Source organism: Pseudarthrobacter sp. Y6, assembly GCF_050156205.1.
Taxonomy (GTDB): Bacteria; Actinomycetota; Actinomycetes; order Actinomycetales; family Micrococcaceae; genus Arthrobacter.
In genome coordinates this window covers 3,490,093-3,506,595 of sequence record NZ_CP189574.1, presented here as the reverse complement: position 1 = coordinate 3,506,595, position 16,503 = coordinate 3,490,093, and the positions used below count along the sequence as shown (strand labels likewise).

At 63.1% G+C, this 16,503-nt stretch carries 13 protein-coding genes and 2 pseudogenes; 12 read left to right on the top strand and 3 right to left on the bottom strand.

Annotated features, from left to right (window positions below; genetic code table 11):
- Positions 1–50: 50 nt before the first annotated feature.
- The 5 genes from ACQCSW_RS16790 (at position 51) to galU (ending at position 4,573) form a co-directional block, all read left to right on the top strand.
- Positions 51–497 (top strand): helix-turn-helix domain-containing protein, encoded by a 447-nt coding sequence (locus tag ACQCSW_RS16790; RefSeq protein WP_426987661.1) that lies wholly within the window; start codon positions 51–53, stop codon positions 495–497.
- On the top strand, positions 494–934 hold the full coding sequence (locus tag ACQCSW_RS16785; protein WP_426987659.1) for a HepT-like ribonuclease domain-containing protein: 441 nt from the start codon (positions 494–496) through the stop codon (positions 932–934). Before ACQCSW_RS16790 ends, ACQCSW_RS16785 begins: the two co-directional genes overlap by 4 nt.
- Before the next feature lie 759 nt (positions 935–1,693).
- The gene (locus tag ACQCSW_RS16780; RefSeq protein WP_426987657.1) at positions 1,694–2,836 is read left to right on the top strand and encodes a 2Fe-2S iron-sulfur cluster-binding protein; all 1,143 of its coding nucleotides are present in this window, start codon (positions 1,694–1,696) and stop codon (positions 2,834–2,836) included.
- A 7-nt stretch (positions 2,837–2,843) separates the two neighbouring features.
- Complete coding sequence (locus ACQCSW_RS16775; RefSeq protein WP_426987655.1) at positions 2,844–3,626, top strand: enoyl-CoA hydratase/isomerase family protein; 783 nt, start codon at positions 2,844–2,846, stop codon at positions 3,624–3,626.
- A 56-nt stretch (positions 3,627–3,682) separates the two neighbouring features.
- On the top strand, positions 3,683–4,573 hold the full coding sequence (gene galU, locus ACQCSW_RS16770) for a UTP--glucose-1-phosphate uridylyltransferase GalU (RefSeq protein ID WP_426987653.1): 891 nt from the start codon (positions 3,683–3,685) through the stop codon (positions 4,571–4,573).
- Between the two features lie 46 nt (positions 4,574–4,619).
- Here the strand turns inward: galU and ACQCSW_RS16765 are convergent.
- A pseudogene (locus ACQCSW_RS16765) lies at positions 4,620–5,912 on the bottom strand (ISL3 family transposase).
- A gap of 741 nt (positions 5,913–6,653) precedes the next feature.
- Between ACQCSW_RS16765 and ACQCSW_RS16760 the strand changes: the two are divergent.
- The 7 genes and pseudogenes from ACQCSW_RS16760 to ACQCSW_RS16730 all read left to right on the top strand — a co-directional run bounded on the left by ACQCSW_RS16760 (position 6,654) and on the right by ACQCSW_RS16730 (position 12,970).
- Complete coding sequence (locus tag ACQCSW_RS16760; protein ID WP_426987616.1) at positions 6,654–8,012, top strand: IS110 family transposase; 1,359 nt, start codon at positions 6,654–6,656, stop codon at positions 8,010–8,012.
- Between the two features lie 306 nt (positions 8,013–8,318).
- Positions 8,319–9,095 (top strand): annotated as a pseudogene (locus tag ACQCSW_RS16755) (transposase); the annotation flags it as partial.
- Between the two features lie 122 nt (positions 9,096–9,217).
- A complete protein-coding gene (locus ACQCSW_RS16750; protein ID WP_426987651.1) occupies positions 9,218–10,018 on the top strand; it encodes a site-specific integrase in 801 nt (266 codons plus the stop codon).
- Positions 9,999–10,442, top strand: a complete 444-nt coding sequence (locus tag ACQCSW_RS16745; RefSeq protein WP_426987649.1) for a tyrosine-type recombinase/integrase — start codon at positions 9,999–10,001, stop codon at positions 10,440–10,442. The genes ACQCSW_RS16750 and ACQCSW_RS16745 overlap by 20 nt, the downstream gene beginning before the upstream one ends.
- Positions 10,439–11,353, top strand: a complete 915-nt coding sequence (locus ACQCSW_RS16740) for a tyrosine-type recombinase/integrase (protein WP_426987647.1) — start codon at positions 10,439–10,441, stop codon at positions 11,351–11,353. The genes ACQCSW_RS16745 and ACQCSW_RS16740 overlap by 4 nt, the downstream gene beginning before the upstream one ends.
- A complete protein-coding gene (locus tag ACQCSW_RS16735) occupies positions 11,350–12,336 on the top strand; it encodes a tyrosine-type recombinase/integrase (RefSeq protein ID WP_426987606.1) in 987 nt (328 codons plus the stop codon). Before ACQCSW_RS16740 ends, ACQCSW_RS16735 begins: the two co-directional genes overlap by 4 nt.
- 118 nt (positions 12,337–12,454) lie before the next feature.
- Positions 12,455–12,970 carry an ISL3 family transposase gene (locus ACQCSW_RS16730; protein WP_426987645.1) on the top strand — a complete coding sequence of 172 codons (516 nt, stop codon included), beginning with the start codon at positions 12,455–12,457 and terminating at the stop codon, positions 12,968–12,970.
- Positions 12,971–13,208: 238 nt separating this feature from the next.
- On the opposite strand, the gene ACQCSW_RS16725 is transcribed toward ACQCSW_RS16730, so the two are convergent.
- Both ACQCSW_RS16725 and ACQCSW_RS16720 read right to left on the bottom strand, forming a co-directional pair.
- Positions 13,209–14,567 (bottom strand): IS110 family transposase, encoded by a 1,359-nt coding sequence (locus ACQCSW_RS16725; protein ID WP_426987643.1) that lies wholly within the window; start codon positions 14,565–14,567, stop codon positions 13,209–13,211.
- A gap of 566 nt (positions 14,568–15,133) precedes the next feature.
- The gene (locus ACQCSW_RS16720; protein WP_426987641.1) at positions 15,134–16,207 is read right to left on the bottom strand and encodes an LCP family protein; all 1,074 of its coding nucleotides are present in this window, start codon (positions 16,205–16,207) and stop codon (positions 15,134–15,136) included.
- Between the last annotated feature and the right edge of the window lie 296 nt (positions 16,208–16,503).

The window sequence follows — 16,503 nt, the reverse complement described above, 5'->3', positions numbered from 1 at the left end:
TCCATGTCCGGGCCAGCCCCAGATGTATATCGCCCCGATATACTTGACCTATGACCAGCGAGATAGCCGAGAAAAGGGTTCGTGCCGGGCTTAGCCAGAAGCGGCTCGCGGAACTCTCGCACGTCAGCCAGCCGAATCTCTCAGCCTATGAATCCGGGAAGCGCATCCCGCGGCCCGAAACCCTTGGCCGGATCATGAAGGTATTGCGGCGCCGGCCCTCTGAGATCCTCGCTGAACACCGCGGCGAGACACTGGAGATCGCCCACAGGTACAAAGCACACAACATCCGCGTTTTCGGATCTTTGGCACGGGGCGAGGACACGCCGGCATCCGACGTCGATCTTCTGGTTGACCTCGAACCGGGCGCGACACTCTTCGACCTGTCCGGTTTCCGCCTGGACATGATTGACCTGCTCGGCGTCGAAGTGGACATCGTCCCGTCGGGTTCAGGGGGCCCGATAATGGAGCGCATCCTCCGCGAAGCAGTTCCCCTGTGAGCCGGCACCCCGAAGAGATTCCCGTGGGCGGCCAGTTCGTGCCTCCAGAGCAGAAGGATCCCTCCTTCTCCCTCACGGCGGCTCCGAAGGACCGGGTCCTCCAGCTGATCGGCGACATGGAGGAACGGCTGGGCTGGGCACAGCAGATCGTGGACGAGGGTGAGCCTGCCTTCAACGATCCTGACAATTGGCGCTCGCGCGAGGCCATGAAGTCCATCCTTATCGACCTGAATACTGCCGCGGACCGGATCCCGGAGCCAGTGCGTGAACAGTACCCCGCCATACCTTGGCGCCAGATGCGCGGACTCCGGAATGTGCTCTCACACGACTACGCGGCCATTCGTAACGACACCGTGTGGCAAACGGCAGCGCGCAGTCTGCCGGAACTCAGGAACCAGCTTGCCCAAATGCGTGCCGACGTCGAACGCTGGCTGTAGCGCAGCTTCCGCGTCCAGGATCCAGATCAGGTCCAGTGAACGTACGACGTCGGTCACCCGGCCCTGGTGGAAAAGCTTGCCGTTGTGACACGCCAGAAGTGGTCCGATCACCCACTCAGTCACCACATGTGGTGATGCCCGGTCACCCTACGCCGCCGTAGCGTCGAACTGTCCCCGGCACCTTACCTGGTCACGACTTGATAAGTAAGGCAGGCAGGTATGCCTGAATTCTGGAGGACATCAGAGGCTCTTGACTTTGAGGCAATGCGCGAAACGACGACTGCTATGAATCGTGAATGCGGCCAAGCGGGCGGGAATCATCCCCGCATCCGCTTTCACCCAGCTGGCTGCACCCATTGCCCAGCTTCCGCGTGCCGGTGTTCGCGTCCAGGATCCACGACGTCGTTGCCGATGCGCGTCGCAGTTTCCGGACAATGTCCTTCAATTCTTCTGTTTGCACTTACTTGGCCCTTTAGATTCCTGTGAGTTTGACGCGCGTCCTCACGGTCCGTGTCAGTGAGCATGCGCACTGAATGATGAGCATGCTCATGAGTATTGTAGCCATGCGCATGACGTGATGGGCATGCGCATTAGGCCGGATGAGCATGCTCATCACTCGATGGGCATAGCTACAAGCTTTAATCTCAGTCGGCCTGCATCCTGTCGGACTGGCTCGGAAGCTGAGCGCAGTGAATTGCTGGCACTCGGAAGGAATGCGAGGCATCGAGGCTGCAGATCACGGTCCTTCTTGAGTTCATTTTGGGCAGTGATTTCCTTCGCCGGTCATGGTGGTGGGGCGCCGGTGATTTCGAACCAGGCAATGATCGCCCCGGCCAGTACGTGGCCCTGCGCACCACGCTGCAGGATGAGGACGGCGAGCCGCATGAGGTGCGCCGCAGCTACTCCATCTGCGCCGAGCCGCGCACGTTCCCGGACGGCAGCAGCGAGATCCGGGTGGCCGTGAAGCAGGACCTGGGCGGGCTGTTTTCCAACTGGGCCAACGCGGAGCTGAAGGCGGGGGACACCCTGGATGTCATGAGCCCCATGGGCGCGTTTGTGTCCAAGCATGGCCGGGACGGCAAGGCTGTGGAGCAGAACGTTATGAACTCCATGAACCGGCCGCAGGAAATCGCAGGCGAGATGGCAGGGGAGCCGGGCACCTTTGTGGCCATCGCGGCGGGGAGCGGCATCACCCCGGTGATCGCGATCGCCCGGGCGCTGCTGGCTGCCAACCCGGGGACCCGGTTCGACCTGATCTACGCCAACAAGGCCGCCATGGACGTGATGTTCCTGGAGGAGCTGGCGGACCTGAAGGACAGGTACCCGCAGCGGCTGGCCATCCACCACGTGCTGTCCCGCGAGCAGCGGATCGCGCCGCTGCTCAGTGGACGGATTGACGCCGGGAAGCTCCGGCAGCTGCTGGGCACCGCCATCCACGCGGACGATGTGGACGAGTGGTTCCTGTGCGGGCCGTTCGAGCTGGTGCAGCTGTGCCGGGATACCCTGGCCGAGCGCGGGGTGAAGCCGGAGCAGGTACGGTTTGAGCTGTTCACGTCGGGCAAGCCGGACCGCCCGGAGGGGAACGCCGGCCGTCCCGTGGTGGTGGACGAGTCCCAGGAGACGTACAGGATCACGTTCAAGCTGGACGGCCTGCAGGGCGAGGTGGCCAGCCCCACGCACGCCCGCGAATCCATCCTGAACGCGGCGTTGCGGGTCCGGGCGGACGTGCCGTTCGCGTGCGCCGGGGGAGTCTGCGGGACATGCCGCGCCAAACTGGTCACCGGCACCGTGACCATGGACGAAAACTACGCGCTGGAGCAGGACGAACTGGACAAGGGGTACGTCCTGACCTGCCAGAGCCACCCCACGAGCAAAGAAGTAACAGTCGACTTCGACGTCTAAGGAACCCATGATCTCCCTCTCCATCGCCAGCAACGTCGCCGAAGTCGTCCTGGACGCGCCCCACAAGCTGAACTCGTTGGACGAGCAGGCGCTCACGGATTTAACTCAGGCGTACGACGACGCGGCAGCCGCCGCCTCAGGCGGTGAGGTGCGGGCGCTGCTGCTGAGGGGAGAGGGCCGCGCGTTCTGCGCGGGCCGGGACATTTCGGGCGTGACGCCGGAGACGGACGACGCCGAGGCGTACCTTGGCGGGCTGGTGCAGCCGCTGCTGAAGAAGATGAGCGCGTTCCCGGCTCCGACGTTCGCCGCGGCGCAGGGTGCCTGCCTTGGTGTGGGGCTGGGCCTGCTGCTGGCAACGGACGTGGTGTACGTGGCGGAGGACGCGAAGTTCGGCTCGCCGTTCGCCAAGCTGGGCGCCACGCTGGATTCGGGCGGGCACTGGTATTTTACGGAGCGGCTGGGCATGCACCGGACACTGGACCTGATCTACACGGCCGAGCTCATGTCCGGGACAGAGGCTGTGGCGCAGGGGATGTTCAGCCGGGCGATGCCGGCGGATGAACTGTTGGCCAATACCAGGAACATTGTGACGAAGGTTGCCGCCGGGGCAACGGGCGCATTCACGGCGAGCAAGGAGCTGGTGGCGCACATCCGCGACCAGCGGCTGGGCCTGTGGGACGCCAGGGCTGAGGAAAACGCCGAACAGGCCCGGCTCTGCAAGAGTGCGGACTACGCAGAGGGCTTCCGGGCGTTCCAGGAGAAACGGACACCGGCGTTCAAAGGTCGGTGATGGATCCTGTCGAAATCAATTGCACGTTTTTACCAACGATTTTGTATGGTTCACCTATGACAATGGGGAAATCTATTACTAAAGCCGTCATTCCTGCTGCCGGCATGGGGACTCGCTTCCTGCCCGCCACCAAGGCAATGCCGAAGGAAATGCTGCCGGTCGTAGACCGGCCCGCCATCCAGTACGTCGTTGAGGAAGCCGTTAATGCCGGCCTCACTGACCTACTGATGATCACAGGCCGCAACAAGCGCGCCCTGGAAGACCATTTCGACCGCGAACCTGGCCTGGAGCGTGCGCTGGAACTAAAGGGCGACCAGGGACGCCTGGACTTGGTGCAGCAGGCATCCGACTTGGGTCCCATCCACTATGTCCGGCAGGGCGAAGCCAAGGGCCTGGGCCATGCCGTCCTTTGTGCGAGCCAGCACGTGGGCGACGAGCCCTTCGCCGTGCTGCTGGGTGACGACCTCATCGATGAGGCCGAGACCCTGCTTACCACCATGATGGACGTTCAGCTGAAGACCGGTGGTTCGGTCATCGCCCTGATCGAGGTGGATCCGTCCCAGATCAGCGCATACGGCTGTGCAGACATCACAGCCATCGAGGGCGAGGAGTTTGTTCGGGTGAACAGCCTGGTGGAGAAGCCCGCTCTAGGCGAAGCACCGTCCAACCTGGCCGTCATCGGCCGATATGTGCTGCACCCGTCAGTGTTTAGCGTCCTGGAGAACACGGCGCCGGGCCGCGGTGGAGAGATCCAGCTGACCGATGCGCTCCAGACCCTTGCTGCCGGTGAGGGCGAAGGTTCCGGCGTGTACGGGGTGGTCTTCAAAGGCCGGCGCTTCGATACCGGCGACAAGCTGAGCTACCTCAAGGCAGTCATCACTTTGGCTTCTGAGCGCGTGGAGTTCGGTGAGGACCTGAAGACCTGGATGAAGGGCTTCGTCAGCTAACCGGGCTCTTCACGGTTCATGGTGAATATTCTGCCGTGATGGGTGTTCATGCCGCTGTTCTGGCGGCACTGCGCAACAGGATACGCGTTTTGTAGTTGCGCGCGTTGGTGAATCCCCGGCCTGTCCGTTTTATGTGCTTGATCGCGGTGTTGTTGGCTTCCACTTTCGCCGTTGTCGCGCCCGTGACAATGAGGACTTCGATCTCTCTCCACCACCGGCAGACCGTGCGCCAGAGCCGGCTCGTTTCAGGCTGGGCGGCTCGTTCGACCAGGGCCTGCAGGCGGTCTTTCGCCACGGCTGCGTCGGCAAGTGACCCGGTGGCAAGCAGGGCCCGGAGCTGTTCCTTGACCAGCCAGGCGGCCCGCAGCTTCCCGGTGGCATCGTCGGTCGCGAACACGGTGCTGAGCCTGTCCCGTCCCCGGTCCGAGAGTGTGTCCCCGGCCCGGAGGAGCAGCCTCCGGTTGGCCCAGACAGGATCAATGGACCGTCCCCGCCGGCCGTGGACCTGCTGGGTGAGTCGTTGCCGGACTTCGGTGAGCATGTCATTGCCTAGCTTGACCAGCTGAAACGCGTCGACCGACACTGCCGTGCGCGGCAGCCACATCCGCAGGGCCTTGCGGAACGCCGCTGAGGGGTCGATCGCAACGACCTGCACGCCCAGACGCCACTCCAGAGGGCGGGCGAAGAGCCAGTCTCCGACGCCCACGCTGTCACGGCCGTCAACTATCCCGAGGACTTGTCCGGTGTCCAAATCAACAATGGTGGTCATCCACGGTTCGTACCGTTTCCAGGCCTTGGTCGCCGGGTCGCGGAAGAACCGCACGGACCGGTAGCGGTGTTCATCAATGCCCAGCATCCGCGGTGCGAGGGCGTCGACATCGGGCAAGGTCAGCGCCGCTGAATCCAGGGCCCGCTGGACCAGCCACCACGACACACCGAACGAGGACGCCGCCTCCGCAGCCGCCCTTCCGGATCCGATCACGGCGGCCACTCAGGCGTCACGGAGCCGGCGGGTGGACCGGGCCCGGCGCGGGACCTGGGCTGTTTCCTCGGTGAATGTCAGGCGCGGGCACAGATACTCATCGCAGAAGAAGCGGCGCTTGGCGGCCCAAATCACTTCGACCGGGCCGCCCACAGGAATGTCCCGCAGGCGCTGCGGCCGGCGGGAATGAACGCGGGTGCTGATCACACCACAGTCGGGGCAGCCGGCCTCGGCGGTGGCCTCGACACTGACGCGCCGCTGCCCGAACGAGAGGACCTCGATGCCGGTGACGCGGTAGTCGGGCAGGTTGAAAATGGCGGTGGCAGCATCGGGGCGCGGGGAAGTAGGCTCGATCAAGGCTCGTAGCTCCTGACTCTTGATGAATGCGTAGAGAACATCCATCACAGCAGGGCAACGAGCCCTTCAGCTTTCAAGACACGGAACCTGTTTCACCACCAACCATAGTGAAGAGATTCCCTAACGCTTGTCAACCCTTTTTTGGCTCTGGACGGCAGGCATGCCGGGTGCACCCTCGCCTGTGTTTTGCCGGTGAAGGCTGGGGTGCTGCCCCGTCCGGGGACACACCGGTCGCAGGGTGCCGCCGGTGGGCTGGTGGTGGGGCAGAACGGCATGGGTCCGGTCGCCGAACGGAGCGGAGGGCCAGTGGTACTTACCGTGTTAGGCGGCTTGTATCTCTTAAGTACCCCCTGTTGAGGTGGGTGGCTGTCGGTTTACGGTGGCCTTGGGAGGGGCCGGGGTGGTTCCGGTTTTCGGCTGGGCGTCATGGCCCGTGAAAGAGATCGTCGCCCCCGGCCTGTCTTCCAAGCAGACCCGATTGAGGGAATTGGTGGCCGGAAGGAAACGGTGCGCAGCACCGGTTTCCGTCCGGGCAGGCACCGGATGACTTACAAGCGCGGGAACCGTATCCGACGCTTCCTCAGCAGTTGCGGGCATGTGAGGGAGGTCGCCGCCCGGCGCTGGAAGCAACGCATGACGGTTCTCCCAAGAGGTGGACTACCCGGCCTGGTGACTCGGCTGGTGGACCGGCAACGACGGGTTGTTCCATCGCACGTATTCGATGCGAAAGGGAGAACCATCATGCAAGATCAGGATAAACCCGCGGGGATCGTGCGGGCAGTGGCAGGTATCGATGCGGCCATCACAGCACGGCATCACATCGCGGTGCGGGAGTTTTTCGACGACGGAACAGAACATCTGAGCCGCTTCACTGTCGACCCAACCCTTGCCGGGCTGGAGAGACTCTCACAGCGGCTGGCCGCAGTACCGGCGCCGCTGACAGCGGTCGTGGAACCGACATCCATGACCTGGCTGGCGCTGACCCTCGCGGTCGAACGGGCCGGCGGGCAGATGGAAATGATCGGCGCCCGGCACTCCTCACGGCTGCGCGCGGCCATCATGGGCAAAAACAAGTCCGACGTCATCGACTCCGAAGTACTCACCCACGCCGGGGAGATCTTCGACCCGCCACCGCTGGTCCTGGCATCCCCGGGGCAGCTGGCACTGCGACGGGCCGTGGTCCGCCGGGCCGGCGCCGTCATTGACGGGAACCGGCACTGGCGGCGGCTGCTGTCGCTGGCACGGTGGGCCTTCCCCGATGTGTGGACTGCGTTCGCCGGATCCGAGTCAACAGCATTGGCGGTTCTGGGCCGCTGGCCGCACCTCCGATCACTGGCATCGGCGCGCTCAGCAACGCTTACTGCCGTGGTCGCCGAGCATACCCGTGACGTTGGAGATACGCCCGCCCGTGCTGCCGCGATCAAGGCCGCGGCGCGGGGATGGGCAGATTTCTGGGAGGGGCATCTGGATCTGGACGCGCTGGCCGTGGACGTCACCGAACACCTGACAGATCTGCAGGAGTCACGGGCCAGGGTCGAGCGCTTCACCTCCCACGCGCGGCAGTGGTGGGAGCACCTCTACGGCGATGACCCGCTGGTGCTGTCCTTACCCGGAGTGGGCCCGGCCATCGGTCCCTGCATCCGCGCCTACTTCGGCGACGGATCCGGGTTCGACAGCGCTAAGAAGGCTGCCAACTATGTTGGTATTACCCCTTCGAACTGGTCATCCGGGACGATGCACCAGTCCCACCGGGCCATCAGCAAGGAAGGGCCGGCACCGCTGCGGCTGGCGTTCTACCAGGCCGGCAGCGTCGCCCGGACCATGGACCCGCAGCTGGCCGCGTTCTATCACCGGCTCATGACCGAACACGGCCACTGCCACACCCAGGCCACCATCGCGGTCGCCAGGAAACTGGCCGAAAGAACCTGGAAAACCCTCACCACCGGGCAGATGTACGAGCTGCGCGACCTCCAAGGGCAGCCAGTCACCAAACGGGCAGCGAAAGAGCTCATCGCCTCCCACTACACCGTCACGCCCCAACAGCGCACCCAGTCGCGGTCCCACACCCTCGAAGCGAAACGGGCACGCCTAACACGGTAAGTACCACTGGCCCTCCGCTCCGTTCGGCGACCGGACCCATGCCGTTCTGCCCCACCACCAGCCACCGGCGGCACCCTGCGACCGGTCTGTCCCCGGACGGGGCAGCACCCCAGCCTTCACCGGCAAAACACAGGTGACGGTGCACTCAGCCTGCCTGCCGTCCAGAGCCAAAAAAGGCTTGACAAGCGTTAGGGAATCTCTTCAAGGTTCCCGGGGAAATAGGTTCGTGTTGTAGCTAGCAGAGGACTCGTGGTCCTGCTGGGATGAGTGTTACTACGCATTCAACCTGAACAGGAACCACGAGCCTTGTTAGAGCCTACTGTGGCGGCCGAAGATGCTGCCAGCCTGATCTTCAACCTGCCCGATTACCGTGTCACCGCCACCGTCCTGCTCCCGGATGGGGCACGCCATGTCACGGTGGAGTCCACGTTCCCGCCCGGGTGCCCGAGCTGCGGGGTGATCGCGTCGCGGGTGAAGGAACGCCGGTGCCAGCGGCTGCGGGATATCCCGGTTGCCGGCCTGGTAGTGCTCCTCTGGGACAAGCGGCGCTGGTTCTGTGACGAGTACCTTTGTGAGCGGAAATCGTTCTGTGAGGCGACGCCGCAGGTGCCGCGCCGGGCACGGTCGACACGGCGGCTGCGCGAGACCGTACTGGATGCGGTCATAGATTCAGGCCGGGCCGTGTCTGAGACCGCCGTGGCATTCGGGATCTCGTGGTGGCTGGTCCAGCAGGTCATCGGCGACGCCGCTCTCCGCCTGCCTGATGTGGACTTCCTCGCACCCAGGATGCTGGGCATCGATGAGCACCGCTACCGTTCTGTGCGGTTCTTCCAGGACCCCGGCACGAAGGCCTGGACCCGGTACGAGCCCTGGATGACAACGATCGTGGACCTGGACACCGGCCAGGTCCTGGGCATCGTGGACGGACGCGACCACAAGGGCGTCGGAGACTGGCTCTTCGCCCGGCCGCTGCACTGGCGGCTCGGCGTGCAGGTCGTCGCGATCGACCCGTCCGCGGCCTTCCGGAAAGCACTGCGGATGTGGCTTCCACGCTCGGCGGTGTCGGTAGATCTGTTTTATGTTGGACTCCGTGTTATGCCGATCACCCCGGTATCGGTGCATGTCGGTGACGTTTCTGCGGGGTTCTTGTCGGCATAACCCTGCGGGGTAATTCTAAAGTCTCCATCGATTGTGAGGAGGCTGAAATGTATGATCCTGATCTTTCCAAGGTTCGTTTCACCGGACCGTTGGCAGAGTTCGCTCCGGGCTGGCGTGAGATGTTGATCGCGCAGGGGTATGTGTCGTGTTCGGCGGCCAACAAGCTCCAGCTCGCCGCGCATCTTTCGCGCTGGCTGCACGCGCGGGACCTGGGGGCCGGTGAGCTAACGCCGCCGGTCATCAACGATTTTCTGGCAGAACGGAGGGCGACCTACACCAACCAAAAATCCCTCGAAGCTCTGGAGCCTTTCCTGGATTACCTCCGTTCCCTGGAGGCCATCCCTGGGCTGGAGCCTGCCGTGCCGGTGACGGCGCAGGAAGTTCTGTTGGCTGAGTACCAGAACTATTTGTTGGTGCGGCGTGGCCTGAGCACCCCGGTGATCGCTGCTTATGGGCATTGGATCACGCCCTTCCTTGACTACCTTCAGGGATTGGGTTGCCGGGTCCAGGACGATGAGGTGACTGGGGAGACCGTAGCTGGCTACCTCACGAGCCGGTTGGCGGGGTTGTCGCGGAAGTCGGCGAAGATGACGACCAGCGTGCTGCGGTCCTTCCTCGGCTTCATCCATGCCGCGGGGTACAGCACGGCGTCGTTGGCCGCGGCGGTTCCACCCATTGTTTCCTGGCGGCAATCGGGCCTGCCCCAGCCCCTGGGCCAAGACGAAACAGCTGCTTTGCTGAGTGCCGTGGACAGGAACACCACTGCCTGGGATGCGGGACTACGCGGTGGTGCTCCTTCTGCTGCGGATGGCGCTTCGGTGCCAGGAGGTGGCGGACCTGCAGCTTAGAGATGTGGACTGGGTGTCGGGTGCCGTGGTCGTTCATGGCAAAGGCGGGCGGATTGACACGCTGCCGTTGCCTGTGGACGTTGGTACCGCACTGGCTGACTACCTCCAACATGCCCGGCCGCCAAAGATAAAGGCCAAGGAGATGTTCATCAGGGTCAGGGCGCCGTTCCGGGGGCTTACCCCCACGAGCGTCACCTATATTGTTGCCCGTCTGGCGGAAACGGCAGGTATCGGTACCGTCTATGGCCATCGGCTCCGCCACACGGCGGCCTCCAAGGTGCTCAACGCCGGGGCCAGCATGGAAGAGGTCGCTCAGTTCCTGCGTCATGCCAGCACCGAGACCTCTATGATCTACGCCAAGACGGACATGACACGCCTTGCTGGTCTTGCCCGCCCCTGGCCACAGATGGAAGCCCTGCCATGAACGACCTGCCACGGATGGTTGATCAGTATCTGCAGATCCGACGCGCGCAGGGCTCGAAAGCAGTCGATGTGGGGCGGATCCTGGCGATGTTTTGTGAATATGTTGACAACGAGGAAGCCGTGGACTTGACCGTGCAGGTGGCTGTAGGTTTCGCGACGGCCAAGGCTGGCCTTTCGGACCGAAGTACCGCCCTGCGCCTGTCAGCGGTGCGGGGGTTCTGCCGCTGGGCCCAGACCCTCGATCCCGGGATCGAAGTCCCGCCGGGTGGCCTGCTCAAGGCTCGCCAAACCCGCAATGTCCCCTACATCTACACACGGGAAGAGATCAGCGAGTTGATCGTGGCTGCTGCCGGCCTGCGCCCTGGATTCCGTGCGACAACGCTTGCGGCCCTGATTGGGTTAATGGCGGCGACCGGGATCCGCACCGGCGAAGCCTGCGCACTGGACCTTGCGAACATCAACCCGGCATCCGGGACCCTGAGGATCACCGGAAAATACGGCAAGATCCGGATGCTGCCGCTGGATTCCACGGTCATGGCAGCCCTCACAACCTACGTCGAACTCCGGACCGGGCTCCCACAGGCGGCCAACTGCCCGGCGTTGCTGGTCTCCTCCCTCGGGAACCGGCTCCGCTCAAGTATCCTCGACGCGAGCTTTCGGCAAGTCTTGGAGCACACCTCACTGGGCCAACGCTCGCGCAGATGCCGCCCCAGGTTGACGGACCTGCGCCATACTTTTGCCGTGAACACGATGCTGGATGCCTACGAGACCGGGCAGGACCCCACAAAGGTCCTTCCCGTCCTCTCCACCTGGATGGGGCACGCACAGATCGCCGAAACGTACTGGTACCTGGGCTGCACGCCGGCCCTGATGCAAGCCGCGGCAAAACGCCTCGAAAGAGAAGAATCATGAGCGCACTGGCCCCAACCCTTCAAGCGTTCTTCACCGTTCGCCTGACCAGCCAATACGGAGTCAGCCCACATACGGTCGCCTCCTACCGTGACACCTTCAGGCTGCTGCTGGCCTACGCTCACGAAGCCGCCGGGACCCGACCCTCGGACTTGGACGTCGGTCAACTGGATGCGAACCTGATCACAGGCTTCCTTGACTATTTGGAACACGGACGCGGCAATACCATCCGGACCCGCAACGCCCGCTTGGCAGCAGTGCATTCCTTCGCCACCTACGCCAGCTACAAGCATCCCGAACACGCGACAGTTCTCAGTCAGGTCCTGGCAATACCCCGCAAACGCCAGCACCAGCCGGAGATCACCTTTCTCACCAATAACGAAGTCGACGCCCTGCTGGCCGCCCCAGATCCTGACACCTGGATCGGGAGGCGGGACAGGGCACTGCTACTGGTCGCAATCACCACGGGGCTGCGCGTCGCCGAACTCTCCGCACTCACCGGTGCCGACATACATTTGGGCACCGGCGCCCACATCACCTGCCACGGGAAGGGACGCAAGGACCGCACCACACCCCTGACCGCCGGGGCGATCCAGCTCCTCCGTGCCATCGGCGCGGACCAAACCGCACCGGACAGCTTCGTCTTTTCCACCCTCACCGGACACTGGCTCAGCCGCGACGCGATCGCCGCCCGGATCAGCCTCCATGTCACCAGCGCCAGCAGAGGCTGCCCCACACTCGGGACCAAGAACGTCACCCCGCACGTACTGCGGCACACTGCTGCCATGCGCCTGCTCGAAGCAGGCATCGACGTGGCGATGATCGCCATTTGGCTCGGACACGCTGGCATTGAATCCTCCCAGCCGTACCTGCACGCGAATATGAAAATGAAAGAAGAGGCCCTCAACAGAACCACACCAACCAACGTCGCCGTCGGACGCTACCAAGCCACCGACGAACTCCTCGCCTTCCTCAACGGCCTCTAGTTATGCCGACAAGAACCCCGCAGAAACGTCACCGACATGCACCGATACCGGGGTGATCGGCATAACACGGAGTCCAACATAAAACAGATTATGCCGACATCGGCATAACGCGTTCCACATGACGATGCTCGCCAACGACATGCTCACGACCGTCCGTCAGGGCCTATCACAACAGGTTCGGGGCCGGCGGGGCAGGACCACGGACCCGGCCTGGGCGAACCGGATGCTGCTGCTGAAAGCCGATGAGAAACTCTCAGAACGTGCCCGGCATCGCCTTGCAGGCGTGTTCGCCGCTGACGATCCGACTGGCAGCCTTCAAGTCGCCTGGCAGGTCAAGGAACAACTCCGCACGCTGCTGAACACCGGCTCCCTCGAAGCCGCCGCCGCGGCGAAGACTGCCCTCGCGGACCTGGTCGAACGGGCGGCGATGCCAGAAACCAACAGGCTCTACAAGACCGTCTGCCGGTGGTGGGCCGAGATCGAAGTCCTCATCGTCACCGGAGCCACAACAGCCAAGGTCGAAGCCAATAACACCGCGATAAAACACATCAAACGAACGGCGCGGGGCTACCGCAACCCGGACAACTACAAATCCCGTATCCTCTTGAGAAGTGCAGCCCGGATGGCAGCATGAGCAATCATCTCAGCAGACCATTCCCCGGGAACCTTCAAGAGCTTCCCTAACGCTTGTCAAGCCTTTTTTGGCTCTGGACGGCAGGCAGGCTGAGTGCACCGTCACCTGTGTTTTGCCGGTGAAGGCTGGGGTGCTGCCCCGTCCGGGGACAGACCGGTCGCAGGGTGCCGCCGGTGGCTGGTGGTGGGGCAGAACGGCATGGGTCCGGTCGCCGAACGGAGCGGAGGGCCAGTGGTACTTACCGTGTTAGGCGTGCCCGTTTCGCTTCGAGGGTGTGGGACCGCGACTGGGTGCGCTGTTGGGGCGTGACGGTGTAGTGGGAGGCGATGAGCTCTTTCGCTGCCCGTTTGGTGACTGGCTGCCCTTGGAGGTCGCGCAGCTCGTACATCTGCCCGGTGGTGAGGGTTTTCCAGGTTCTTTCGGCCAGTTTCCTGGCGACCGCGATGGTGGCCTGGGTGTGGCAGTGGCCGTGTTCGGTCATGAGCCGGTGATAGAACGCGGCCAGCTGCGGGTCCATGGTCCGGGCGACGCTGCCGGCCTGGTAGAACGCCAGCCGCAGCGGTGCCGGCCCTTCCTTGCTGATGGCCCGGTGGGACTGGTGCATCGTCCCGGATGACCAGTTCGAAGGGGTAATACCAACATAGTTGGCAGCCTTCTTAGCGCTGTCGAACCCGGATCCGTCGCCGAAGTAGGCGCGGATGCAGGGACCGATGGCCGGGCCCACTCCGGGTAAGGACAGCACCAGCGGGTCATCGCCGTAGAGGTGCTCCCACCACTGCCGCGCGTGGGAGGTGAAGCGCTCGACCACGGCCCGTGACTCCTGCAGATCTGTCAGGTGTTCGGTGACGTCCACGGCCAGCGCGTCCAGATCCAGATGCCCCTCCCAGAAATCTGCCCATCCCCGCGCCGCGGCCTTGATCGCGGCAGCACGGGCGGGCGTATCTCCAACGTCACGGGTATGCTCGGCGACCACGGCAGTAAGCGTTGCTGAGCGCGCCGATGCCAGTGATCGGAGGTGCGGCCAGCGGCCCAGAACCGCCAATGCTGTTGACTCGGATCCGGCGAACGCAGTCCACACATCGGGGAAGGCCCACCGTGCCAGCGACAGCAGCCGCCGCCAGTGCCGGTTCCCGTCAATGACGGCGCCGGCCCGGCGGACCACGGCCCGTCGCAGTGCCAGCTGCCCCGGGGATGCCAGGACCAGCGGTGGCGGGTCGAAGATCTCCCCGGCGTGGGTGAGTACTTCGGAGTCGATGACGTCGGACTTGTTTTTGCCCATGATGGCCGCGCGCAGCCGTGAGGAGTGCCGGGCGCCGATCATTTCCATCTGCCCGCCGGCCCGTTCGACCGCGAGGGTCAGCGCCAGCCAGGTCATGGATGTCGGTTCCACGACCGCTGTCAGCGGCGCCGGTACTGCGGCCAGCCGCTGTGAGAGTCTCTCCAGCCCGGCAAGGGTTGGGTCGACAGTGAAGCGGCTCAGATGTTCTGTTCCGTCGTCGAAAAACTCCCGCACCGCGATGTGATGCCGTGCTGTGATGGCCGCATCGATACCTGCCACTGCCCGCACGATCCCCGCGGGTTTATCCTGATCTTGCATGATGGTTCTCCCTTTCGCATCGAATACGTGCGATGGAACAACCCGTCGTTGCCGGTCCACCAGCCGAGTCACCAGGCCGGGTAGTCCACCTCTTGGGAGAACCGTCATGCGTTGCTTCCAGCGCCGGGCGGCGACCTCCCTCACATGCCCGCAACTGCTGAGGAAGCGTCGGATACGGTTCCCGCGCTTGTAAGTCATCCGGTGCCTGCCCGGACGGAAACCGGTGCTGCGCACCGTTTCCTTCCGGCCACCAATTCCCTCAATCGGGTCTGCTTGGAAGACAGGCCGGGGGCGACGATCTCTTTCACGGGCCATGACGCCCAGCCGAAAACCGGAACCACCCCGGCCCCTCCCAAGGCCACCGTAAACCGACAGCCACCCACCTCAACAGGGGGTACTTAAGAGATACAAGCCGCTAAGGATGCCGGCGAGTTCGCCTTGAACGGGTTCATCTACGGGGTTCGGCCAGAATGCGACCAGCGCTAAAGGGACCAACATTACTGCCAGGGTACCGCGCCAGAGTCTTGGATTTTCCAGGAATTTCCTGGGGGCTATTCCAGGATTGCTTAGTTACCCTTTTCGAAATTGTTGGCTGCCACGTAGTCTCCGAGGGTTCCACTGGATAGAGCTGCGGCAATTTTCTCGATGGCTTCGGGTTGGGGGCGGACAATCGACTGTTTATCTGCGGAGGTCCCGATACCCAGAGTCGGGAGAGTGAACATCACCATATTTTGCGGTCTTACGTCCTTCAATTCCATCGCGAGACCGGCCACGGTCGCCGCGTCAACGCCTTTATCGACACTTATGAAGGGCGAGACCGCCCCAACCAGATTGTTGACGGTCACTGGGTTACTCAACGTGTCGGCATTGAGCGTCTTGGCAATTACGCCCTTCAGGAAGGACTGTTGATTGCGCACTCGCTGATAGTCACCATCGGCAAAGGCATACCGCTCGCGAACAAAGGCGAGAGCTTGTGTGCCGTTCAGAGTGTTCGATCCCGGGGCAAAATATTGATCAGGCATGCTGCTGGAGGCGAACGGCACACTCACTTGGACGTCGATCCCCCCGAGGGCGCCTGTGAGGCCGCTAAACCCTTCAAAATCGACCATGGCCACATGGTCAATTCGCTGGCCAAAGATCGACTCCACAGTCTGGACCATCAAGGGCACGCCGCCTAAGGCAAGGGCCGCATTTATCTTTGCTTCGCCATGATTGGGGATACCAACCCAAAGGTCCCGCATCAGCGAGATTGTGTATATATTTTTGCGGTCGGCGGGTACGTGCATCAGCATCAGGGTGTCTGCACGTTGATCGGTAGCGGAGCCGTTTACTGCATCCACCTCTGTGGCACCCCGGCTATCGCTCCCCATGACCAAGATGTTAATTGGAGCCTTGCCATTGACTGGCCCTTGCTTTTGAGGTCTGGTGGACTCTTCGGGAAAGGCAGTCTCTATCGTTTCAGACTTCTCGTTATAAGTCCGGGCAAGATTCACGACGTAACCACCAGCTATCAAAGCGGCGACTATGACCACGGCTGCCGCCACGATGAGGACGTTTCTTGCCTTGTGACCCCGCCGGGGGCCACTGCTTCCGTGCTCGTATCCTGCGGCGTTATCTTGAGGGCCAGGGGTGAAAGACATGTATTCCTTGAGGTTTTAGTTCGCGGATAGGGAGGTTATCAAGCCCGTGGCTTCAAATGCTCAGGTCCCTTTATTCTGGTGGTCAAATTTCCGCGGCTGTGCATGACAGGGCGGCTTCTACGGAGTGGTGATCCTATGCGGTTCTCAGGAGGGCAAATAGAGCCAGTCCTATGGAGCCTACAGCTAAGAGCCCAAGCCATATGAGGGGCAACGATCGGCGCGGAGGCGATGGTACGGATAGGCGCAGGCTCCATCGTCGTGTCCGCCAGTGCCTCCCCATACCGAGTTCTTACCAC